This window comes from Stenotrophomonas sp. YJH_SMC_37, assembly GCF_059370035.1.
This window is the reverse complement of sequence record NZ_JCAFTG010000003.1, coordinates 360706-382564: the sequence shown is the minus strand read 5'-3', so window position 1 is coordinate 382564 and position 21859 is coordinate 360706. Positions and strand designations below refer to the sequence as shown.

Sequence of the window (21859 nt, the reverse complement as noted above, 5' to 3'; positions counted from 1 at the left end):
CTACAACGGCAGCGGTTACCATCTGGATCCCACGAGCAGGAATCTCCTCAATGCCCATCATCGTTGCCCGCACGACCATGGGCGTCGCATTGCTGGCGACCCCGCTGCTGGCACTGGCCCAGAGCGCGATCCTGCCGCAGCAGCGCGATGCCGCCGGCAACGTGATGGAGCCGCTGGGACAGGTGCTGATCGCGAGTGAGACTGGACCGTCGGGGCTTTATGACTGCACGCGGGACGGCAACTGGTGCATGCGCGTGCAACCGGTTGCCGAGGAGGGTGACCGGCCGAGCGTGCTGGAAGTGCTTGAGAAGGTGCAGGGCCGGGGCAAGCCGCACACCTACCACGTCAGCATCGACGTGCCGCAGGAAAGCGAGCTGTCGCTGTGGCCATGGATCGTGCGCCTGGCCCCGGGCGTGGGCAGCGATGAAACAGTGACCGACCCGCAGCAGCGCACCCGCCAGAATGTGCTGGTGGGCGGCATCGTCACGTTCAGCACCATGTACTCCGGTGGCGGTGCCGATGCGTCCACGCTGCAGTTGGCACGCGTGCGCCACCTGCAGGACGACATCCAGGTGGACGACGACGTGCTGACCGTGCCATGGCTGGGCAATGCGATGATCCGCGCCTGTTTCAGCGAGCAGGACAGCAAGCAGCGTGCAGGTGCCTGCCACGACGAATACGGCTTCTCGGCGAAGCTGGCGCTGGACACGGCTGCCGAGGGTATGCCGGTGCTGCGCTACCAGACCGTGGCGACCCGGTTCCCGGCCGGTGTTTCGCGCTTCGAGGATTCGCTGGCCAAGGGGCCGCTGAAGAAGCAGGATCTGCGCACCGAACAGGACCCTGTGTGTACCTACACGCGGTTGTTCCACTTCCGCGAGGGCATGTTCCACCCGGACCAGGCGCTGCCGGACTGCGCCGGCTATACCGAACCCTGAAGTGTAGAGTCGAGCCATGCTCGACTCGGGTTCTCGCGTGGCCGGACCAGAGAGCAGCCGAGCGTGGGCTCGGCTCTACAGAAGCCTGTGGCGGCGCTTACTCGCAGCGGGTGGCGGTGATGACGTTGTCCTTGTCCACGAACACGCGCAGGCGGTCCTGGCGGATGTCCTTGGTGGTGATGGTGCTGGGGCCGATCGGGTTGACCAGGCCGGCACCACTCTCGCGGGACAGGCGGCGGATGTTGGGCTCATTGGCCGGCTGGCCGATCGCCCAGCCCAGCTGGCTGGCGTCGCAGCGGCCGCTGCCTTTGACTTCCGGGCCAGGGGTGCTGACGCAGGCCGACAGCAGCAGGGCAGAGGCTGGCAGCAACAGGGACAGACGGAATGCGGACATGCGAGCGCTCCTGCGCAGGGGAAGATGACGGGAACGATAGCACCGGGCGTGCGAAAGGCGTCAGCGATCCGGTCATTGCCGGCACAGCGTGGTCATTGCATAGTGGGAGCAATGGCTGGCAGTACGCCAGCAGGCAGGCCGGGCCCTTCCGGCGCAGGTGTTGGGTACGGTATGACGTCAGGCAGTTTCCGCGGCAAGAACAAGACGATGACGGCGCTGACGCTGTCGCTGTCGTTGCTGGGCGTGGCGTCTGCCGCCTCCGCTGCCGATCCGGAACCTGCGGCGGTCGAAATCCCGGTGTTCGGCGCCTGGCGCAACCTGCAGACCGAAGCGGGCTACGAGCCTGCGCAGCGTAATCTGGCCTTTGCCATGCTGCCGCAGGCGGCGACCCGTGGCGACCGTTTCGCTATCCTCGACCGTGAAGGCAAGCGGACGGTGTGCTGCCTGCAGGTGGCCAGCCCCTCGCTGGGGGTGGCCGCGCTGCGTGAGCAGTACCACCTGCCGCAGGCCTGGGTGACCGACCTGAGCAATGGCCGCAGCCCGGTACGTCCCTATGTGCCGCACGTCTATGCGATGCAACGGGTGGACGAACTGGCCGACTACAGCTTCGCCGACGTGCCGGGCGCCTACAGCGACCTGGGCGGGCTGCTTATTCCCGAAGGTGCCGCGCTGGAGGCCGACGGCAGCGCCGTCCGCCTGGGAGACATTCGCTATCCGCTGCATTTCCAACGCCAGCCGCATGCTGATGACGATGGTGCGCTGGACCGCTACAGCCTGCAGGCGGGCGAGGGCGGGGCACCGATCGTGGTTGAAGTGCCGTTCGGCACCTACTGATTGCAGCAGCGCACTGGCTAGAATGCAGCGCGGCGCTGTGTGCCGTGCCTGTTCCGTGAGTTGTTTCCGTGTCCCTGCGCCCCTTCCTGCTGCCGTCCCTTCTGCTCTTGTCTGCCTGTGCAAGCGCGCCGCCGCCACCGGCTCATGCCGATGCGCTGTGGCGGTTGATCGAGCGTGACTGCCGTGGCGCTGGAGGGCCGCGGGGTGACTGCCTGCGGGTGGAGCCGGCCGCAGACCGCCGCGATGTGCTGGTCAAGGACGCGCACGGCGACTACCAGTTCCTGCTGATGCCGCTGGACAAGGTCAGCGGTATCGAGAGCCGCAGCCTGTACCAGCGCGGTGCACCGAACTACTTCGCTGCGGCCTGGCAGGCGCGCAGCCATACCGAGCAGGCCTTGCGGCAACCGCTGCCGCGCAACGTCGCGAGCCTGGCGTTGAACTCGCCGCACGGCCGTTCGCAGCACCAGCTGCACATCCACGTGGATTGCCTGCGTGCCGACGTGCTGCAGGCGTTGGACGCGCATGCCGTTGCCCTGGGCAGCCGCTGGGCACCGCTGCCGGTGCCGCTGCGTGGTCATCAGTACCAGGCCCGCCTGTTGCCGGGCGCGGAACTGACCGCCAATCCGCTCAATCTGCTGGCCTATGACCTCGCCGGCGTGGACGACGTGGGCCAGTGGAGCCTGGTGGTGGCGGGACGGGATACGGTGCAGGGTGGCCCGGGTTTCATCCTGCTGGCCACCCGTGTGGACCCCGGCACCGGTAACGAGGCCAGCGCTGAAGAGCTGCAGGACCACGCCTGCGCGGTGCTGACCGGCGCAGGCGCATCGCTGGAGCGGGTCCGCTAACTCTCGGGGTGCTGGCGGCTGCGCCAGACCGGCGCGGTCAGCGCCAGCAGCTGGCGATCCTGCCAACCGTCCAGATCCAGGTGATGGTCGCGCAGCAGCCCTTCCTGTTCGAAGCCGAAGGCGTGCAGTGCAGTGGCGAACGGGCTGCTGCAGTCCGGTGGCAGCATCACGAACAGGCGGTGCACGCCCACATCCTCGAACAGGAACGGGCACAGCGCCCGCAGCGCTGCATCCGCGTGCGGGTGCCAATGCTGCAGCGACAGCAGCTCGGCGCAGCGCGTCTGCAAGCACTGCAGGCGGACATGCAACTGGTCCAGTACTGTGCCGTGCTCGTCATCGAATACTCCCAGCATCAGCTGATCGTTGTCCTGCTCCAGCCGCGAACGGTGCATGTGGGCCAGGAAGCGGGCTTCCTCGTCGATACCCGCCGGATGGCGTCGGCCGCGCCGGCGGCGATCATCGAACAAGCGCCAGCGCGGCAGGTCGGTACGCTGGAACGGGCGCAGGGTGACCGGTGCGGCCTGCAGTTGCAGCAGGTGACGGCGCAGCACCGGCCGCAACGGGGGGAGAAGCGGGGTGGGATACGGGATCATCATCCCCGGCACGATGGCCGTGCCCGCCCCCCTGCACCATTCAAAACATTGCAAAAATGCGGTGAGCGGCGCCGGGGGACTGATTCGGTTCAGGCATAAGGCCATCAGGCCTGGTCATTTCCGTTGAAACCACCCATTCAGGACACTTTCGTTACGGGATCGTTATGTGCCCCACAGGCCGCTCCCGCTACCACCCGCCCAACTCCCCCCAGGAAGCCCATGTCCGCCTCCCCCAAGGCGCTGCGCCCGCGTCCGCTGGTGCTCGCACTGTCGTCCCTGATGCTGGTTTCGCTGCCGGCCTTCGCGCAGGAAAGCGCGCCCACCACATTGCAGGAAGTGAAGGTCACCGGCTCGCGCATTCCGCGCGCCAGTGTCGAGGGGCCCTCGCCGGTGACGGTGATCAGCCGCGAGCAGATCGACGCGCAGGGCTACCGCAATGCCTTCGATGCGCTGAGCGCGCTGACCGAGAACACCGGCAACGTGCAGGGCGAGGACTTCGGCAATACCTTCACCCCGGCCGCCAACACCATCAACCTGCGCGGGCTGGGCCCGAACCGCACGCTGGTGCTGGTCAACGGCCGCCGCCAGGCCGACTATCCGCTGGCCTACGAGGGCTCGGTGAACGTGGTCAACCTGGCCAACATCCCCAGTGCGCTGATCGAGCGCATCGAGGTGCTGGCGGTCGGTGCGTCGGCGGTGTACGGCTCCGATGCCATCGCCGGTGTGGTCAACATCATCCTCAAGGACCGCTTTGAGGGCGTGGACGTGAACGTGCGGGCCGGCGGCACCCAGCAGGGCGGGGGTGACAACCAGCGCGCGCAGGTGGTCGGTGGCAGTTCCGGCGAGCGCTGGGATGCCCTGTTCGGCTTCGAGTTCGACGTGCGCAAGGCGATCCATGCGCGCCAGCGCGATTTCATGGACTCGCTGGATGATGACCCCGCCGGCAAGGCGCCGCAGGCGACCGCGATCGCGTATCGCCGCAACGCCGCTACCGGTCGCAACATCGATCCGGGCGCCAATGGCTGCGACGCGGCGTCGGACATCTATGGCGGCAGCGTGTTCCGTGCCTTCAACCCGCGCCAGGGCTGGTACTGCGGCAGCAACGAGGCCGCCGCCAGCTACTGGACGGTGCAGACCGAGAAGCGCAACCTCAACGGCTACGGCCTGCTGACCTTCCACGTCAACGAGACCACCGACCTGTTCGCCGATCTGGCCGTGGGCAGTGCACGCATCACCAACAACACCCGTGCGCCCACCTGGACCTCGGCGCGCAACTACTTCTACAACCAGACCACCGGCAACCTGGAAAGCTGGTACCGCCGCTTTGCGCCCGAGGAAATCGGTGGCCTGCCGCGCAACGCCAACCGCTTCCTGGAAAACTCGTGGTCATTCAACGTCGGCGCGCGCGGCCAGATCGGCGACAGTGGCTGGGACTATGAGGCGGTGTACAGCCGCTCGCGTTACGAGAACCGCACCCGCCGCCCGGTGCTGCTGGCCGGTATCAACGAATACCTGCTTGGCCCGAAGCTGGGCGTGCGCAATGGCGTAGAGGTCTATGCGCCGGATCCGGCGCGCCTGTTCCAGCCGCTGAGCCCGAACGAGTACCAGAGCCTGTCCGGCTACCAGGAGAGCCGCAACGCGGCGTGGCTGCAGACCTTCAGCGCCAGCGTCAACGGCCGGCTGTTCGCACTGCCCGGTGGCGACGCTGCGCTGGCCGCGGTGGTCGAGGCTGGCAGCCAGGGCTATCGCAATCGACCGGACCCGCGACTGGGAACCGGCGAGTTCTGGAACACCAGTGCAGGCGTCGGCGCCGGTGGCGAGCGTGACCGTTACGCCGCAGGTGTGGAGCTGCAGCTGCCGTTGCTGCAGTCGCTCACCACCACCCTGGCCGGGCGCTATGACCAGTACCGTGCCGGTGGTGAGCACATCGGCAAGGCGACCTGGAGCTTCGGCGTCGAGTTCCGCCCGATCGAGAGCCTGCTGATCCGTGGTACCGCTGCCACCAGCTTCCGGGCGCCGGACATGAACTACGTGTTCGCGACCGAGACGCGTGGTTACAATCCGGGCATGACCGATTACTGGCGCTGCCGCACCGCAGGCCAGTCGTATGACAACTGCGATTACAACGGCCTGTCGATCGACTACAGCAACCGCGCCAACGCACAGCTGCAGCCGGAAACCGCCAAATCCTATGGTTTCGGCGTGGTCTGGTCGCCGCTGTCCGGGCTGGATTTCAGTGCTGACTACTACGACATCCGTATCGACAATGAGGTCACCAGCCTCGACACCAGCCGTATTCTTCGTGATGAAGCCGATTGCCGCCTGGGCCGCACGTTGGGTGGCGAAGCACGCGATATCGGTTCACCGCTGTGCCAGGACGCGCTGTCGCGGGTGATCCGCAACCCGTCCAATGCCACGGTGCAGCCGGACCAGGTAACCCGCGTGCTGATCAACCCGATCAACGCGGCCTCCGAATCGGTGCGCGGCCTGGACCTGAAGGGCAACTGGCGTTTCGATGCCGGCCACTATGGCCGGTTCACCACGCGCCTGGCCTACACCGTGGTGCTGGAGCACAAGTACCGGCAGTTCTCCGATGATCCGGAGCGTGACATCCGCAATTCGCTGGATGACTACCAGTGGCGCAGCAAGGCCAACGGCAGCATCACCTGGAACCAGGGTGACTGGACCACTACGCTGTACGGCAACCGCTTCGGCTCGCTGCCGAAGACCGATGGCAGTGGCCGCATCGCGCCGTACATGACGTACAACGCCAGCGTGTTCCGCCAGTTCGGCGAGAACCTGTCGGTGGGCGTGATCGTCAACAACCTGCGCGACAGCCGCCCGCCGGCGGACAGGAACGGTGGCGGCTGGCCGTTCTACCCGGTCGGCAACTACGACCCGTATGGCCGCCAGTACTGGGTGCAGCTGGACTACCGGTTCCGCTGATCGGGCGGGCAGACAGAAGGCCCGGCAATGCCGGGCCTTCTGCTGTGTCCCTATCCGCTGTGATGGCGCGCGCCGGCGGCCTAGGGCAGTGCCTGCTGCAGGTACGACTCGATGACGTAGCTGAAAGGCTGCTGCTGGCGGTCGCGCAACAGGGCACGCACCTCCAGGACCACGCCGCGGTCGCCTTCGCCCCGCGGCGGCCAGAACGTCTGGTCGGCCAAGGTCTGGCGCTGGAAACCGAGCGGGCCGACCACGCGACCGAAGGGTTCGTCGGTGCTGTCCAGCACCTGGTTCATGGCCGGGCTGAGATGGCCGGGCAGGTACCAGTTGTCGGCCTCGGACAGCACGCGGCTGCCGCAGACCAGCTGCACCCGGCGATAGCGCAGCTCGGCGCCGGGTGCTGCACCCAGTGCCTGCAGTACGTCGGCCGGGGCCGGCTTGTCGTGACCGTGTATGCGCACCGCGCGGACCCGCGCCTGTTCGGCCAGGCCATGTTCGGCACACCAGTGTTCCAGCGTGGCAGTGGCGCTCTGCCCGGACAGCACGCGCTGGTGCAGGCGCTCGACCAGTGCAGCCGGGGCAATGCGCTGCTGGCCCGGCGGCGACTGCAGCGGCGCAGCGGCCGCCGCATCAGTGGCGGACAGGCTGGCGATCGGGGCGGCGGCAAGCAGGGACGCGGCCTGCCAGCGGCGGAGACGATCGTGGCGGTCGGACGGGCCCATGCGGCATCACAGCGGAAACAGGCGCCCATGTTACCCGTTCAGGGGTGTGCACGGCGTGGCTGCGACCGGTTGTCGCAGGGCAATCATCGTTCTGGTGAATGCGTACCATCCAGATATTTCGTTGGTCGATGGCTGCGGCGAGGCGCACGATGGCGCCATTCTTGGCATTCCGGGAGTTCCCGATGACCCTCCAGTTCGTCCATGGCGGTGTCGACCGCGACGGTGCGCCACTGCATTTCCATGTCCGTGATGGCCGCATCAGCGGCCTCAATGACGAGGCCACGCCGGCAGAAGGGGCGGAATGCGTCGACCTGCAGGGCTTCGCGGTGCTGCCCGGGCTGGTCGACGGCCACATTCACCTCGACAAGAGCTTTGTCGGCGACCGTTGGCACCCGCACCAGCCGGTGAACAGCCTGCGTGAGCGGCTGGCGGTGGAGAAGGCGGCGGTGGCGGATGCGGCACCGATGGTGGACCGTGCCGAGGCGCTGATCCGCCAATGCAGTGCTTTCGGTACCGTGGCGATGCGCTGCCATGTCGATATCGACGCCAGCACCGGTCTCGGCCATCTCGAAGCAGTGCGCGAGGCGGCGCTGCGCTGCGCCGACATCATGCGGATCCAGCTGGTGGCGTTTCCGCAGGCCGGGGTGATCTCCTGTCCCGGCACCGCCGCCGTACTGGAGCAGGCGCTTGCTGCGGGCGTGGAGGTGCTCGGCGGCATCGACCCGACCACGCTCGATGGTGATGCCGAAGGCCAATTGGCGCTGCTGTTCGGCCTGGCCGAGCGCTACGGCGTGCAGCTGGACATCCATCTGCACGAGCCCGGCGAAACCGGCCTGGCGCAGCTTCTGCGCATTGCAGCGCGGACGCGGGCCGCCGGCCTGCAGGGGCGGGTTGCGGTAAGCCATGCCTATTCGCTGGGCGACGTGCCGCTGGCGCGCGCGCTGCAGGTGGGCGAAGCACTGGCCACGGCGGGTGTGGCGATCATGAGCAATGCGCCGGGCGATCATCCGTTCCCGCCGCTGCGCGCGCTGCATGATGCCGGTGTGCGCGTGTTCGCAGGCAACGACAACATCCGCGACTGCTGGTGGCCTTACGGCAACGGCGACCTGCTGCAGCGGGCGATGTTGCTGGGCTACCGTTCCGGCTTCTACACCGATGCCGACCTGATGCTGGCGCTGGACATGGTCACCACCCATGCCGCGCAGGTGATCGGCCTGCCGCAGCATGGTATTGCCGAAGGCCGGCCGGCGACCTTCGTGGCCGTGCGTGCCGACCACGGCCCGGCCGCCGTGGCCGGGGTGCCGGTGGAGCGCAGGGTGGTGGTCGACGGCCGCTGGCTGTAGATCCACGTCATGGCGTGGACGGCACCATCGCGCGGTCTCATTCATCCACGCATGGCGTGGATCTACCCCGATATGCCGTCAGGCGTAATCGTCGGCGCGGGTAGCGACGAACTCTTCCAGCCACGCAAGCAGGTGGGCGATGTCGATGATCTCGCCCTGCTCCACGCGCTTGAGCAGCAGGGTGCTGGCGCCGATCTGCAGGCTGCTGTCGGCATAGCGCAGCACCGCGTCGATGCCCCAGGCATCGGTCACCTGCATCCAGGCCAGGCCCGGCACACGCTGTGCCAGAGTGTCACCGAATGCCACGCCCAGTGCTTCCCAGCCATCGCAGTCGGCGCGGTCGATCAGCTCGGCATCGACCACGCGCTGCAATGTGCTGGGGGCCAGCGGCCATTGCACCGGCAACGTCGGGAAGCTGGCGGCCACGCGCGCGGCGATCAGCGAGCGCTGGTGCTGCAGATGCGTCTGCAGTGCAGCAGGCAGGGGATCGAAACGGGTGGGAATTTCGTCGGACATGCCAAGGCGCCGTGGAGCACGGAAACAAGAGTCACTGTAGCCGGCGATGTAGTGCCTTGGCGTGGCAGGTCTGATCAGATATCGATGATCAATGCGCGAACTCTGATTGCTCCCGCAGGTGCAGCATCAAGGTCCGTATACGTCATTCTGCGCGGCTTAATTGTTCGCTCATGGGCTCAGCTGGGCTTGAGCGCCTGCTGGATGATGAGCTTCTCGAGGGCTTCAAGCAGATGATTGATCTCGATGACCTGGCCTTCTTCGACGCGCTTGATCAACAGGGTGACGGCGCTGACGATGCTATTGGCCTCTCCATAGCGGAGAACCGCATCGACGCCCCAGGCATCCGTTACTTGGGTCCAGGCAAGTTCCGGTACACGCTGTGCCAGACAGTCACCGAATGCGACCCCCAGTGCTTCCCAGCCGTCACAATCATCGTGATCGATCAGCTCTGCATCGACTACGCGTTGCAGCGTGCTCGGCAGCAGCGGCCATTGAACAGACACGGTGGGGAACGCAGATGCGACAAGGGCAGCAACCTGTGCACGCTGCTGCTGCATGTGCGCGATGAGTGCAGGTGGCAGCTGATCGAACCGCATGTCGGCTTCGTCCTTCGGAGCAGGAGTCAAAGTAACCTGGTACGTGCTGGTCATAGGTGGGGTAATCCGGAGAAGGGCGTTCCACCCTATCGCCCAGACTTCGGGGACGCCATCGGTGGGCCTTTTGCGACAAGCGTGCATTTGCTGGCGCACGAGCGCCCTTTCCGATGCCGGAGGGTCGTTTCCATCCACGCATGGCGTGGATCTACTGTGGTCAGTCCGGTTCGCGCCGTACCTGCCGCCACAGCTCGCTGGCCAGTGCCCGCACCGCATCATCGGCGTCGGCACGATGCAGCAGGCCGATCTCGTAGTTGTCGACCACCGGCAGCCCACGCTCGCCATCGATGATGCGGTGCTCGCGCGTGACCGCGCGGCGCGGCAGCAGGCTGATGCCGATGCCATCGGCCACGGCGCCCTGGATGCCACTGAGCGATGAGCTGGTGAAGGCGATGCGCCAGCGCAGGCCCAGCGCTTCCACGGCGTGGATCATCTCGTCGCGGTACAGTCCGCGCGGCGGGAAGGTGACCAGCGGCAGCGGGTCCTGCTGCAGGCAGCTGCTGCGCAGGCTGTCGATCCAGTGCATCGGCTCGCGCCGGCAATGCACCGCCTGGCGGCTGTTGCGGCGTTGCTTGACCAGCACCAGGTCCAGCTCACCGTGGTCGAAGCCCTGCGCCAGGTCGCGGCTGAGGCCGCTGCTGATCTCCAGCTTCACCTGCGGGTGGCGACGGCTGAAGGCGGCCAGCATGCGGGTGGTCTGCGGGTTGACGAAGTCCTCCGGTACGCCGATGCGGACCGCGGTTTCCACCGTCGCGCCGGCCAGCGCCTGTGCCATTTCCTCGTTCAGGTCGAGCATGCGCCGCGCGTAGCCGAGCAGGGTGTGGCCGGCATCGGTGGGGTGCACGTCGCGATGGCCGCGCTCGAGCAGGCGATGCCCGGCCAGTTCCTCCAGCCGCCGCACCTTCTGGCTGACCGTGGACTGGGTCGAATGCAGGCGCGTGGCCGCCGTGGTGAAACTGCCGCAGTCGGCCACCATCACCAGCGCCCGCAGCAGGTCCAGTTCGAACAGGGTTCTATTCGATTTGGCACTGTCTTGCATTTGAACATTTCACTTCTGGATACCCAGGCCGACTTCTACCATGCAGGACAGGGGCCGGCAATGCCCGGCTGTTGCTACCGTCGCACGGCGTTCCGTGGCGACGGACATGAGGAGACACTGTCATGCGCGTCCATCATTCCGCTGGCTGGCCTGCGCCGTTCACGCGCGTGCTGCTGTTGTGCCTGCTGGCCATGGTCACCCCTGCCTGCACCGCCACGTCCAGGGCCGACGCAGACGCGCGCCTGCGGGATGCCGCCAGCCGCGGCGACGCCGATGCGGTGCGACAGGCGATCGAGGATGGCGCCACGCTGGAGGCGCGCGATGGCCAGGGCCGCACCGCGCTGCTGCTGGCCACGCACGGCAACAACGTGGATGCCGCGCGTGAGCTGATCGAGGCCGGGGCGGACGTCAACGCCAAGGACGCGTTGCAGGACAGCGCCTACCTGTACGCCGGCGCGCGCGGCCTGGATGAGATCCTGGCGATGACCCTGGCGCATGGCGCCGATCTGCGCAGCACCAACCGCTATGGCGGCACCGCGCTGATTCCGGCCGCCGAGCGTGGCCACGTCGCCACCGTACGCATGCTGCTGCGCGCGGGCGTGGCGGTGGACCATGTCAACCGCCTGCACTGGACCGCGCTGCTGGAAGCGATCCTGCTCGGCGATGGCGGTGCGCGCCACGTGCAGATCGTGCAGCTGCTGCTGGAGGCCGGTGCCGACCCGGAGCTTGCCGACGGCGATGGCGTGACGCCGCTGACGCACGCGCGCCAGCGCGGCTATGCCGGCATTGAGACCCTGCTGCGCCAGCACGGCGCGCTCCGCTGAATGCAAACCCCTTCCACCCGCACGCTGGGCGTGCCCATCAGGATGCTGTCCATGTTCCGTTCCCGTCCGTTGTCCCTTGCCATCCTCCTTGCGGTAGCACCTCTGTCGGCGTCTGCCGCCGAGCGCGCCGACCTGCTGATCCGCAATGCCACCGTGGTCGATGTCGAGCACGCCAGCACCCTGGCCGGGCAGAGCGTGGTGATCCGCGGCGAGGACATCGTCGCCGTCGGTCCAGATGCGCAGCTGCGCAGCCAGTGGAGCGCGGCCCGCCAGATCGATGCCAAGGGCAAGTACCTGATCCCGGGGCTGTGGGACATGCACGTGCACTTCGGTGGTGGCCCGGCGCTGATCGAAGAGAACAAGGCACTGCTGCCGCTGTACATCGCGCACGGCATCACCACCGTGCGTGATTGTTCCGGCGATCTGCCCGAGCAGGTGCTGCAGTGGCGTGGCGAAATCGCCAAGGGCACGCTGTTCGGCCCGCGCCTGCTGAGTTCCGGCGCGAAGATCGAAGGCATCAAGCCGGTCTGGAAGGGCACGATCGAAGTGGGCAGCGAGGCCGACGCCGACAAGGCGATCGCCCGCCTGCAGCACGACAAGGTCGATTTCGTGAAGATCACCGACAGCACGCTGAAGCCGGAACTGTTCCTGTACTCGGCCAGTGCCGCGCGCAAGGCCGGGTTCAAGGCGTCGGGCCACATCCCGATGGCGCTGACCGTGGAGCAGGCGGTCGATGCCGGCCTGGCCTCGATCGAGCACCTGGACTACGCGTTCAAGGCCGGCAGCAAGGACGAGGCGCAGATTGCCGCCGACTTCGGAGCTGGCCGCATCGACCGTGCCGAAGCCAACCGCCGCCTCGACGCCAGCTTCGACCGTGACACCGCAATGCGGGCCTACCGTGATTTCGCCAAGCGTGGCGTATTCGTGACCCCGACCCTCAACGGCGGCCGCATCCTCGATTTCCTTGACCAGGATGACCACGCCAACGACCCGTACCTGGCCTACATCGGCCCCGGCCTGCGCGCGACCTACCAGTGGCGCGTGGACCGCGCGGCGAAGGCGACGCCGGCGCAGATCGAAGCGCGCCACGCGCAGTACCACCAGGTGGCCGCGGTGCTGCCGATGCTGCAGGAGGCCGGCGTGACGATCATCGCCGGTACCGATGCGGGCTTCCTCAATTCGTTCAATTTCCCGGGCATCGCCCTGCACCAGGAGCTGCAGCTGTTCGTGAAGGAGGGCCTGAGCGCGCCGCAGGCGCTGTCGGCCGCAACCCGTTCCGGCCCCGCCTGGTTCGGCCAGATGGACCGTTACGGTGGTGTCGCGCAGGGCAAGGCCGCCGATCTGGTGCTGCTGACCGCCGACCCGCTGCAGGACATCGCTGCCACCGAGAAGATCGACAGCGTGATCCTGCGCGGTAACGTGTATGACCGCGCCGCGCTGGACAAGATGCTGGCCGACACCAGGGCCAAGGTCGCGGCGTGGAATGCCGAGGCGGCGAAGGCCAATTGAGGGTGGGGCGGGGCGGAATCCACGCATGGCGTGGATCTACCGGTTGCCGTCCGGGCATCCATACCCGCGATCAGCAGTAGATCCACGCCATGCGTGGATGATGCGGCCGATGACCTAACGCGGTGCCGGCCGCATGCCATGCAGCTGCGGCAGTGCGGCCTTCATCGCATCGATGAAGGCGCGCAGCCGCGGCGGCTGCTGGCGCGCGGCAGGAAACACGACATGCACCGGCAGTGCCGGCGCCTGCCAGTCCGGCAGCAGCTGCACCAGACGCCCTTGGGCGAGGTCGTCGGCCACCAGCCAGGCCGAGACCACCGCTGCGCCCAACCCGGCGCGTGCAGCCTGCTGCACCACGAACAGGTTGTCGCTGAGCAGGCGCGGGCTGATCGAAAGGGTATGCGCGCGCCCCTGCGCGTCATGCAGCAGCAGGCGTTCGCGGTAGTAGGTGACCAGCGAGATCCATGGCAGTGCCTGCGCCTGTTCCGGCGTACTGACCGCCGTGGCGTCCACCAGCGAGGGCGCTGCCACGACGATGCGCGGCACTTCGGCCAGCGGCAGTGCCACCATGCGCGGTTCGTCGACCGGTCCCACACGCACCGCGCAGTCGATGCCTTCGGCGATGAAATCCGGGCGACGATCTTCCAGGATCCACTCCAGGCTCAGCTGTGGGTGCTGGGCGAGGAACGCGAGCATGGTCGGAAGCAGCTGCGCCTGGCCAAAGGCATGCGGCACCATCACCCGCAGGCGTCCGCGCAGCGTTTCCGGTTCGCCGTTCAGTTCGGCCTGCAGCGACTCCCATTCGTCGACCACGCGTTGTGCATGACGCTGGCAGCGCAGGCCGTCCTCGGTCAGTTGCAGGCCGTGGGTGGAGCGCTGCAGCAGGCGCAGGCCGAGCTGTCGCTCCAGTGCCTGCAGGCGTCGGCTGACCGTCGGCTGGGTGGTGCCCAGCTGCAGGGCCGCAGCAGACAGGCTGCCGGCATCGACGATGCGCAGGAAGGTGCGCAGCAGATCCAGGCGATCAGCGCCGGTGGCGAGGTCATTCATGCATGTGGCGTATGAAATATATGTGCCAGAGCCTACTACAGACGTCTGGCGAATACAGGCAGGATACGCCCACTTCCTATCCGGGCTCTCCCATGTCTACCCCCTCGCTGTCTGTTGCGGCCGCACCGGCGACCGTACCTTCCACCCCGTTGGTGCTGGCAATGGCTGCCGGTGCCGGCTTCTCGGTCGCGTCGCTGTATTACAGCCAGCCCATGCTGGGCCTGATAGCCCAGGACCTCGGCGCAGGTGAGCGCGCCGCCGGCCTGGTGCCAACCCTGACCCAGCTCGGCTACGCACTGGGCATCCTGCTGCTGGCACCGCTGGGCGATCGCTTTGACCGCCGCCACCTGATCCTGTTGAAGTCCGCGCTGCTGGCGCTCGCCCTGGGCGCAGCAGCAATGGCCGGGCAGCTGCCGGGCCTGCTGGTGGCCAGCCTGCTTGTCGGGCTGACGGCCACCCTGGCGCAGGACATCGTGCCCGCAGCGGCGGTGCTGGCGCCGGACGCGCAGCGCGGCCAGATCGTCGGCCGGGTGATGACCGGCCTGCTGCTCGGCATCCTGCTGTCGCGGGTGGTCAGTGGCGTGGTGGCTGAAGCGTGGGGTTGGCGCACGCAGTTCGTGCTGGCGGCGGTATCGGTGGCGGCGATGGGCGCGGTGATGGCGCGTGCGCTGCCGCGCTTCGCGCCGACCAGCACGCTGCGCTATCCGGCGTTGTTGGGTTCGTTGTTGGCGTTGTGGCGCGAGCAGCCGCAGCTGCGCCGTGCGGTGGCCAGCCAGTCGCTGCTGGCCGTGGGATTCAGCGCGTTCTGGTCGACCCTGGCGCTGATGCTGCATGCCCGCCTGGGGCTGGGTAGTGCGGCGGCGGGTGCGTTTGGTATTGCGGGTGCGGCCGGTGCACTGGCCGCGCCGTTTGCCGGCCGTTTTGCTGATCGACTGGGGTGCCATGCGGTGGCACGGCTGGCGATTGCGGTGGCGCTGCTGGGCTTCGGCCTGCTGCTGGCCGAAGCCTGGTTGCCGGCCGCCGCGCTGCTGCCGTTGCTGGTGGTGAGTGCGCTGCTGTTCGACTTCGGCTTCCAGTCGGCGCTGGTGGCGCACCAGACCCTGGTCTACGGCCTGGTACCGCCGGCACGCAGCCGGCTCAATGCGCTGTTGTTCACCGGCATGTTCATCGGCATGGCCGCCGGCGGTGCGCTGGGCAGCTTGGCGCTGGCGCAATGGGGATGGCACGGCGTGGCCTGGTTGGCGGTGGTGTGTGCGGGCAGCAGCCTGCTGCTGCGTTTGAAGTAGGGGGGTGTTTGGCAGGGCTTGCAGCCCTGCACCTGCTGGAGGCAACAGCAACAGCAACAGCAACAGCAACAGCGGGGTTACTGTAGGGAGGCGGGGTGGGTCCGGTTGCGGGGGACGCCGTGAATCCCCAGTCCGGCCGCTGGGCGTTCGGGCGCTTGCGAAGCAATGCTTCGCAAGCGAAGCGCCCTCACCCATGGGGGCTCGGTCGCGCCTTGCTCGTGTGCGCTGTCCTGCGCACACGGCAAGACCGGGGTTGGGCGTCCTGCCCAACCCGCCCGAGGCATGCCTCGGGCCCATGGCGCTCACGCCCCCGCAACCGGACCCACCCCGCCTTCGACAGGTTCCTGCGGTCTGTTGGAATGGCTCTTGGGGTCAGATCCGTTTTCCTTCGGAAAACGGATCTGACCCCTGATTGATTTCGATATCTGACAGAAGTGTCGACCAAGGTCGACACCTACCAACCGCCATCGGAATCTGTCAGAGGTGGGGCGGTGTCGGAGTGCGGGGTGTCAGCCGCATGGATGCGGCTGCCAAGCTTACAGGGACGTACTTGCAGCGTCCCCGCACTCCGACACCGCCGCGCCATCCCACGGAGAGCCCGCTTTTGATTTTGCTGTTGAGGTTGCCGGCCAGCGGCCGGCACTACCGCGGGTGCAGGGCTGCAGGCCCTGCCGAACCCCCCCCTAATCGTGCCCGCTGTCGTCCAGGCTGATGATGCCGCGCCGCAGCGCCTGGGTGACCGCATGGGTGCGATCACCCACGCCGAGCTTGTCCATCAGGCTTTTCATGTGCGCCTTCACCGTCTGCTCCGAAATCTGCATGCGCTCGCCGATGCGCTTGTTCGACAGCCCTCCGGCCACGTGCCGCAGTACCTCGGTCTCGCGCGGTGACAGGCGGTCTTCGATCACATGCGCGGCGATGCTGGCGGCCACCGCTGGAGGAATCGGCGCACGGCGGCCACCGGCCACCATGCGGATGGTGTCGACCAGTTCGTGGCGCAGCATGTCCTTGAGCAGATACGCGCTGGCGCCGGCCTGCAGTGCCCTCACCGCACGTACGTCACCGCGATAGGTGGTCAGCACGATGATGCGGGCGCGTGGGTCCAGCGCGCGGATCCGCACGATGGCTTCCACACCATCCAGGCGGGGCATCTGCAGGTCCATCAGCACGACGTCAGGCTGCAACTGCTGGTAGCGTGCGATGGCTTCTTCGCCATCGGCGGCTTCGCCGAGCAGGCGCAGGTCGGCATGAGCGCCCAGCAGTGCCGCCAGGCCATCACGCAGCAGCGGGTGGTCGTCGACCACCAGCACGCCGATCGGGGCAGGGGACTCAGTCATGGTTTTCTCTACTCCAGGGCCAATGCCAACGCGATCGGCGGCGCTGATACAGCCGCCGGGCCGGAACTGCCAGCGCGACTTCGGTACCCAGCCCGGGGCGGGTCCACAGCTGCAGTTCCGCGCCGAGGCGCTGGGCGCGCTCACGCATGCCCTGCAGGCCCCAATGGCCATGGCCGGCATTTTCGTGGGTGATGCCCACGCCATCGTCGCGCACGTGCAGCAGGAAGCAGCGCGTTCCGTAGGAAAGTTCCACTTCGATGGCGCTGGCGTTGGCATGACGCAGCGCATTGCGGATGGCCTCGCGCCCGATCAGGAACACCTCTTCGGCCGCGTCGGCCTGCAGCGGTGGCGTCGCGCCTTCCACGGTCAGGCGCAGGGGATTGATGCCATGCCCGGCGTATTCGGCGTGCACGTCGGCCAGCGCCGAAGCGAGGTCGCGGCCCGCGAACGGCGCCTCGCGCAGCGCATTTACCCGCTCGCGACCCTCGGCCAGGTTGCGCTCGGCCAGCTGCATCGCTGACTCAAGCTGGCTGCGCACCGGTTCCGGCGTCTGCGCTGACTGGCTGATCGCGTGCAGGCGCAGGATCAGGCCCTGGCTACCCTGCAGCAGGGTGTCGTGCAGGTCGCGCGCGATGCGTTCGCGTTCGCCGTTGCGCTCCTGCAGGCGCGCGCGGAACAAGGCTGCCAGCTGGCCGCTGCGGATGCGTACGGCCAGCACCAGCAGTGCAAGCACGGCGGCGGTGCACAGCAGCTTGAACCACAGGGTCTGCATGAAGGTGGGAGCGATGCGGAAGCTGCGGCTGGCCGGTACGGTGCTCCAGATGCCATCCTCGTTGGCGGCTTCCACCTCGAACCGGTAGCTGCCGGGCGCGAGGTTGGTGTAATACGCACGTGTGCTGCTGCCAGCGTCCTGCCAGCCGTCATCCACGCCCGACAGGCGGTAGCGGTATCGGTTGCGCTCCGGACGTGCCAACGACAGCGCCACGTAATCGATCTGCAGCTGGCTGGTGCCGGCCGGTAGGCGCAGACCATCGCGTAGCGGCGCGTGCTCGCTGCCATACAGCACCTCGCCGATGCGCACGCTGGGAGCCATCGTATTGACGTGCGAGCGGGTGGTGTCCAGCCAGGCCAGGCCCTGGTTGGTGGCCAACCACAGCAGGCCGTCGTCGGCCAGCGTTGCGGTGGCGATCGGTCCGCTCTGCAGGGCAATGCCCGGCATGCCGTCAGCTGCGTCGAACAGGCGTGGCATGACCGGCAGGCCGCTGCGCACGGCGCGGCGCAGCAGGCCGGTTTCCAGGCGAACCAGGCCACGGCTGCCGTTGAGCCACAGGTATCCATGTGCATCGGTGACCATGCCGGTGATGCCTTCCAGTACGCCGGCCATGTCAGTGCGCACCGGAACGAAACGGCCATTGCCCAGGCGTGCTGCCAGCCCGGCCTCGCCGGCGATCAGCAGAAGGTCCCGGTGGTGCAGCATCGCGGTGATCGGCCCTACCGACAGGCCGTCCCCGGCGTCGAAGCTCTCGGTGCCATTCGCACCCAGGCGGCGCAGGCGGCCATCGGCATAGCCGAGCAGCAGCTGGCCATCGGCATCCAGCGCGAGCGATGAGCAGGCCTGCTCGGGCAGGCGGATTTCACGTTGCCACTGGTCATGCTGGTAGTGCAGCACCCCGCGTTCGCCGGTGCAGACCCAGGCCTGTCCGTCATCGGGGAACAACAGGGCATGCAGCGGCTGCCCGGTGAACGGCGCCGGCAGCGGGATCAATGTGGTGTGCCCGGCGACCGTGCGCGCGAGGTTGACCCAGTCGAACTGCCAGATCGGTGTGGGTGCCTGGCGCGCGGCAGCCTGCAGCTGCGTGGCGCTGCCATCGAGCAGGGTGCGCCGCAGGTCGTAGGGCTTGAGGTCTTCGCCATAGCCATACACGCGGCCATCGCTGGCCCGTACCAGCGAGCGGTAGGGATCGCTTGGACCCACCGCCAGGGTGTGCACGCTGCGTGCGCGGAAGCGGTTGAGGCCGAGATTGGTGCCAATCCAGAGATTGCCTTCGCGATCGACGATGATCGGCACTGCCGATGTGGCAGTCAGTCCTTGCGGCGAATCGAAGCGTTCCATGCGCACGGCCCGGGTGCCGTCGAAGGTGATGCGGGCGACGCCGCCGTGCGGGCTCATCGTGGCCCACAGCGCGCCATCGGCAGTGAACTGCAGGCGCGCAGCAACCAGTTCCGGCAACCGCCGCGCCTCACGTTCGCCGGCCGCCAGCAGACCCTGCGCGTTGGCCAGCGGCGAGGTGCCTCTCACCCGGTCGGCCAGCCACACTTCACCCTGCGGGCTTTCGGCCAGCGTCGCCATCTGCGAGACCGCGATGCCGGTGTCCTCGAACGCGGCCTGGCCCGCCGCGCGCATCCAGATCTTCAGGCCGGCCAGCACCCAGAACCTGCCCCGGCTGTCGTGCAGCACCCACTGCACACGGTGCTCGGGCAGGCCGGCAGCGGCCGGCAGTGGCTGCCAGCGGTGTCCGTCAAAGCGGCGCAGCCCGCCATTGATCGCCGCCCAGAGTTGGCCATCGCGATCCTGGCTGAAGCGCGGCACCACGCCGACCGGCACCCCTTGCTCACGGCCGTAGCTGTGCAGCCGTCCCTGCGCGAAGCGGCTGATGCCGGCCTGGAAGTAGCCGATCCACAGGGCGCCGTCGGCGGCATGCGCCAGCGTGACCATGTTGGTGGACGGGAACTGGCTACCGACGGGCGCTGCCTGCCGTTCGAAGCGACGGCCATCGAAGCGGTACAGGCCCGAGCCGGTAGCCAGCCACAACAGGCCCTCACGGTCCTGGGCAATGTCCCATATATCGCCTGGGGCGCCCTGGCCGACACGCCAGGCCGTATGTTCGTAATCGGGCAGCCCGCCGCTCACCGGCGGGCGCTGCACGGCGAGGGCGGGCAGGGCGGTCAACAGCAGCAGGCACGTCAGCAGCGTCGGCAGGCAACGCAGGAACGGGAAGGGGCGGCCACGCATGGCGCGCATTCTGGCAGGTGCGGGGCAGTCCGGGGTGACCCGAACGGGGTAGGCGGTGGCCGCTGCGGTCGGCTATCACGCCGGCATCTCCTCCTGGAACCTGGCCATGCAGCGCCTGTTCGTGATGTTCCCTGATCGGGGGCCGGGCATCGGCTTGCTGTGGTTCCGGCTGTGCGTGACCGCCGCGCTGTGCGCGCCGGATGCTCAGGGCAGTGGGTGGTCGGCGCTGTGCCTGCTTGCAGCGGCCATGCTTGCACTGGGTATGTTGACGCCACTGGCAGCGCTCACTGCGGCCGTGGGCCTGTTCGCGCAGCAGGCGCCCTGGCCACTGGTGGCATTGCCGCCGGCGCTGCTGCTTGTGGGGCCGGGGGCCTATTCACTGGATGCGTGCCTGTTCGGGCGCCGCCTGCTCGGCCGTCGGCCTCCCCCATTCGGGTAGGTGCCGGCCTCGACCGACGGGGGTAGGGCATCGCGCAACGGCCACGCACCATGGGGCACCCCCTCGCGGCGCCCCGCATGGTCACCGTCACTCCGCCCGATCCGCCCGCCGCGCCACTGGCACCGCAGCAGGCCGCCGCACTGCAGCGCGCCCTGCGCTATGTCGATGAGCATCTGTCGCATCCGCTGCGGGTCACCGAACTGGCGGCCGTCGCCTGCGTCAGCCGCTTCCACCTTGTGCGCCTGTTCCGTAGCGGCACCGGCGCCAGCCCGCTGCGCTATGTGCGCCGCCGCCGCATCCAGCGCGCCTGCCAGTTGCTGCCGGGTGCGCAGCTGCCGATGGCGTGCCTGGCCCAGCAGCTGGGCTTCTTCGACCAGAGCCATTTCGTCCGCAGCTTCCGCGCGGAGACCGGCTGCAGCCCCGGCCAGTACCTGGCCGGCGATGCCGCCCTGTCGCTTCCCCTTGATCGTGTTTCCAACGGAGTCCATCCATGACCCATGCCACCGCCACGCCCGCCCCGGCACTGCTGTCGCCCACCGACCATGCCCTGGTGCTGATCGACTTCCAGTCACAGATGGCGTTCGCCACCCACACCATCGATATCTCGACGCTGCGCAACAACGTGTCGCTGATCAGCAAGGGCGCCAAGGGGTTCAAGGTGCCGGTGGTGCTGACCACGGTCGCCGAAGCGTCGTTCTCCGGGCCGATGTTCCCGGAACTGCCGCAGATCTTCCCCGGCCAGCCGGTGTTCGACCGCACGTCGATGAATACCTGGGAAGACCGGCCGGTGATCGACGAGATCAACCGCATCGGCAAGCGTCGGCTGGTGCTTGCCGGCCTATGGACCAGCGTCTGCATCGTCGGTCCGGCGCTGTCTGCGCTGGCGCAGGGCTTCGAGGTCTACGTGATCACCGACGCCTGTGGCGATGTCAGCGAAGAAGCGCACGAGCGTGCGATCACCCGCATGGTGCAGGCCGGTGCGGTTCCGATGACCAGCGTGCAGTACCTGCTCGAGCTGCAGCGCGACTGGGCGCGGGGTGAAACCTACGACCTGACCACCGGCATCGCCCGCGACCACGCCGGCGGCTACGGCATCGGCATCCAGTATGCCAAGCGCATGTTCGGCGCGCAGGAAGGCGGGCACTGAGCACGCTGGCCGGCCATGGCCTTGACCTGGCCCTGCTGATGCTGCGCGTGGCGGCAGGAGGCTTCCTGCTGCCGCACGCGCTGGGCAAGCTGTTTGGCTGGTTCGGCGGACCGGGGCTGGCCGGCTTCGCCACCGAGCTGCGCGGTTTCGGGCTGCCGGCAGTGGCGCCGTTGCCGCTGCTGTTGGCCCTGTTGCAGGTGCTGTCCGGGCTGGCCGTGCTGCTGGGATGGCAGACCCGCATTGCCGCGCTTGCAGCGGCCGCCTTCATCGGCTTCACCGTGCTGTTGGCCCTGCCCAGGGGCTGGTTCTGGATGCGCGGTGGCAGTGAGTACCCGTTGATGTGGACCACGGTACTGCTGGCCATCGCGCTGGCCGGGCCCGGCACCTGGGCACTGGACGTCCATCGCCTTCCGGGAGACCTCGCATGAGTCACGATCCCC

The 21859-nt window shown here is 67.9% G+C and carries 21 protein-coding genes; 12 read left to right on the top strand and 9 right to left on the bottom strand.

Annotated features, from left to right (window positions below; all coding sequences use genetic code 11):
* Positions 1-50: 50 nt before the first annotated feature.
* Entirely contained in the window at positions 51-935 is an 885-nt protein-coding gene (locus AC5P8J_RS06435) for a hypothetical protein (protein WP_288040359.1), read from the top strand.
* 97 nt (positions 936-1032) lie between these two features.
* On the opposite strand, the gene AC5P8J_RS06430 is transcribed toward AC5P8J_RS06435, so the two are convergent.
* Positions 1033-1329: an I78 family peptidase inhibitor gene (locus tag AC5P8J_RS06430; protein WP_010485066.1), complete on the bottom strand. Its 297-nt coding sequence runs from the start codon at positions 1327-1329 to the stop codon at positions 1033-1035.
* A 171-nt stretch (positions 1330-1500) separates the two neighbouring features.
* On the opposite strand from AC5P8J_RS06430, the gene AC5P8J_RS06425 reads away from it, so the two are divergent.
* Positions 1501-2163: a decarboxylase gene (locus AC5P8J_RS06425; RefSeq protein WP_111099215.1), complete on the top strand. Its 663-nt coding sequence runs from the start codon at positions 1501-1503 to the stop codon at positions 2161-2163.
* A gap of 68 nt (positions 2164-2231) precedes the next feature.
* Entirely contained in the window at positions 2232-3008 is a 777-nt protein-coding gene (locus AC5P8J_RS06420) for a CDP-diacylglycerol diphosphatase (RefSeq protein ID WP_134731513.1), read from the top strand.
* On the opposite strand, the gene AC5P8J_RS06415 is transcribed toward AC5P8J_RS06420, so the two are convergent.
* Positions 3005-3604, bottom strand: coding sequence for a GNAT family N-acetyltransferase (locus tag AC5P8J_RS06415; RefSeq protein WP_021204478.1), 600 nt, complete (start codon positions 3602-3604; stop codon positions 3005-3007). The two genes, AC5P8J_RS06420 and AC5P8J_RS06415, sit on opposite strands and share 4 nt — an antisense overlap.
* 216 nt (positions 3605-3820) lie before the next feature.
* Here AC5P8J_RS06415 and AC5P8J_RS06410 point away from each other — a divergent pair, with 216 nt between their 5' ends.
* The gene (locus AC5P8J_RS06410; protein WP_495216707.1) at positions 3821-6547 is read left to right on the top strand and encodes a TonB-dependent receptor plug domain-containing protein; all 2727 of its coding nucleotides are present in this window, start codon (positions 3821-3823) and stop codon (positions 6545-6547) included.
* 80 nt (positions 6548-6627) lie between these two features.
* On the opposite strand, the gene AC5P8J_RS06405 is transcribed toward AC5P8J_RS06410, so the two are convergent.
* The gene (locus AC5P8J_RS06405; protein WP_019660208.1) at positions 6628-7269 is read right to left on the bottom strand and encodes a hypothetical protein; all 642 of its coding nucleotides are present in this window, start codon (positions 7267-7269) and stop codon (positions 6628-6630) included.
* A gap of 182 nt (positions 7270-7451) precedes the next feature.
* On the opposite strand from AC5P8J_RS06405, the gene AC5P8J_RS06400 reads away from it, so the two are divergent.
* Positions 7452-8612, top strand: coding sequence for an amidohydrolase family protein (locus tag AC5P8J_RS06400; RefSeq protein ID WP_049481998.1), 1161 nt, complete (start codon positions 7452-7454; stop codon positions 8610-8612).
* A 78-nt stretch (positions 8613-8690) separates the two neighbouring features.
* Here AC5P8J_RS06400 and AC5P8J_RS06395 read toward each other — a convergent pair whose 3' ends face one another.
* From AC5P8J_RS06395 to AC5P8J_RS06385, 3 genes are all read right to left on the bottom strand, one after another.
* Positions 8691-9128, bottom strand: a complete 438-nt coding sequence (locus tag AC5P8J_RS06395; RefSeq protein WP_111099209.1) for a DUF3806 domain-containing protein — start codon at positions 9126-9128, stop codon at positions 8691-8693.
* 176 nt (positions 9129-9304) lie between these two features.
* Positions 9305-9778, bottom strand: a complete 474-nt coding sequence (locus AC5P8J_RS06390) for a DUF3806 domain-containing protein (RefSeq protein WP_494540306.1) — start codon at positions 9776-9778, stop codon at positions 9305-9307.
* A 160-nt stretch (positions 9779-9938) separates the two neighbouring features.
* Positions 9939-10820 (bottom strand): LysR substrate-binding domain-containing protein, encoded by an 882-nt coding sequence (locus tag AC5P8J_RS06385; RefSeq protein ID WP_428708069.1) that lies wholly within the window; start codon positions 10818-10820, stop codon positions 9939-9941.
* Positions 10821-10942: 122 nt separating this feature from the next.
* Between AC5P8J_RS06385 and AC5P8J_RS06380 the strand changes: the two genes are divergently transcribed.
* Both AC5P8J_RS06380 and AC5P8J_RS06375 read left to right on the top strand, forming a co-directional pair.
* Positions 10943-11644 (top strand): ankyrin repeat domain-containing protein, encoded by a 702-nt coding sequence (locus tag AC5P8J_RS06380; RefSeq protein WP_346470035.1) that lies wholly within the window; start codon positions 10943-10945, stop codon positions 11642-11644.
* 51 nt (positions 11645-11695) lie between these two features.
* Complete coding sequence (locus AC5P8J_RS06375; RefSeq protein ID WP_494540308.1) at positions 11696-13153, top strand: amidohydrolase family protein; 1458 nt, start codon at positions 11696-11698, stop codon at positions 13151-13153.
* A 114-nt stretch (positions 13154-13267) separates the two neighbouring features.
* On the opposite strand, the gene AC5P8J_RS06370 is transcribed toward AC5P8J_RS06375, so the two are convergent.
* Entirely contained in the window at positions 13268-14197 is a 930-nt protein-coding gene (locus AC5P8J_RS06370) for a LysR family transcriptional regulator (protein ID WP_206621739.1), read from the bottom strand.
* Positions 14198-14289: 92 nt separating this feature from the next.
* Here AC5P8J_RS06370 and AC5P8J_RS06365 point away from each other — a divergent pair, with 92 nt between their 5' ends.
* Positions 14290-15483: an MFS transporter gene (locus tag AC5P8J_RS06365; RefSeq protein ID WP_111099204.1), complete on the top strand. Its 1194-nt coding sequence runs from the start codon at positions 14290-14292 to the stop codon at positions 15481-15483.
* Positions 15484-16166: 683 nt separating this feature from the next.
* On the opposite strand, the gene AC5P8J_RS06360 is transcribed toward AC5P8J_RS06365, so the two are convergent.
* Both AC5P8J_RS06360 and AC5P8J_RS06355 read right to left on the bottom strand, forming a co-directional pair.
* Positions 16167-16820: a response regulator gene (locus tag AC5P8J_RS06360; RefSeq protein WP_019659979.1), complete on the bottom strand. Its 654-nt coding sequence runs from the start codon at positions 16818-16820 to the stop codon at positions 16167-16169.
* A complete protein-coding gene (locus tag AC5P8J_RS06355) occupies positions 16813-19842 on the bottom strand; it encodes a sensor histidine kinase (protein ID WP_494533717.1) in 3030 nt (1009 codons plus the stop codon). The genes AC5P8J_RS06360 and AC5P8J_RS06355 overlap by 8 nt, the downstream gene beginning before the upstream one ends.
* Before the next feature lie 97 nt (positions 19843-19939).
* On the opposite strand from AC5P8J_RS06355, the gene AC5P8J_RS06350 reads away from it, so the two are divergent.
* The 4 genes from AC5P8J_RS06350 to AC5P8J_RS06335 are packed head-to-tail and all read left to right on the top strand — an operon-like array spanning position 19940 to position 21847.
* Positions 19940-20272 carry a hypothetical protein gene (locus AC5P8J_RS06350; protein ID WP_019659977.1) on the top strand — a complete coding sequence of 111 codons (333 nt, stop codon included), beginning with the start codon at positions 19940-19942 and terminating at the stop codon, positions 20270-20272.
* Between the two features lie 50 nt (positions 20273-20322).
* Positions 20323-20766 (top strand): helix-turn-helix transcriptional regulator, encoded by a 444-nt coding sequence (locus tag AC5P8J_RS06345; protein ID WP_478438316.1) that lies wholly within the window; start codon positions 20323-20325, stop codon positions 20764-20766.
* The gene (locus AC5P8J_RS06340) at positions 20763-21419 is read left to right on the top strand and encodes a hydrolase (RefSeq protein WP_019659975.1); all 657 of its coding nucleotides are present in this window, start codon (positions 20763-20765) and stop codon (positions 21417-21419) included. The genes AC5P8J_RS06345 and AC5P8J_RS06340 overlap by 4 nt, the downstream gene beginning before the upstream one ends.
* Before the next feature lie 38 nt (positions 21420-21457).
* Positions 21458-21847, top strand: coding sequence for a DoxX family protein (locus AC5P8J_RS06335; protein ID WP_494539936.1), 390 nt, complete (start codon positions 21458-21460; stop codon positions 21845-21847).
* Positions 21848-21859: the final 12 nt, after the last annotated feature.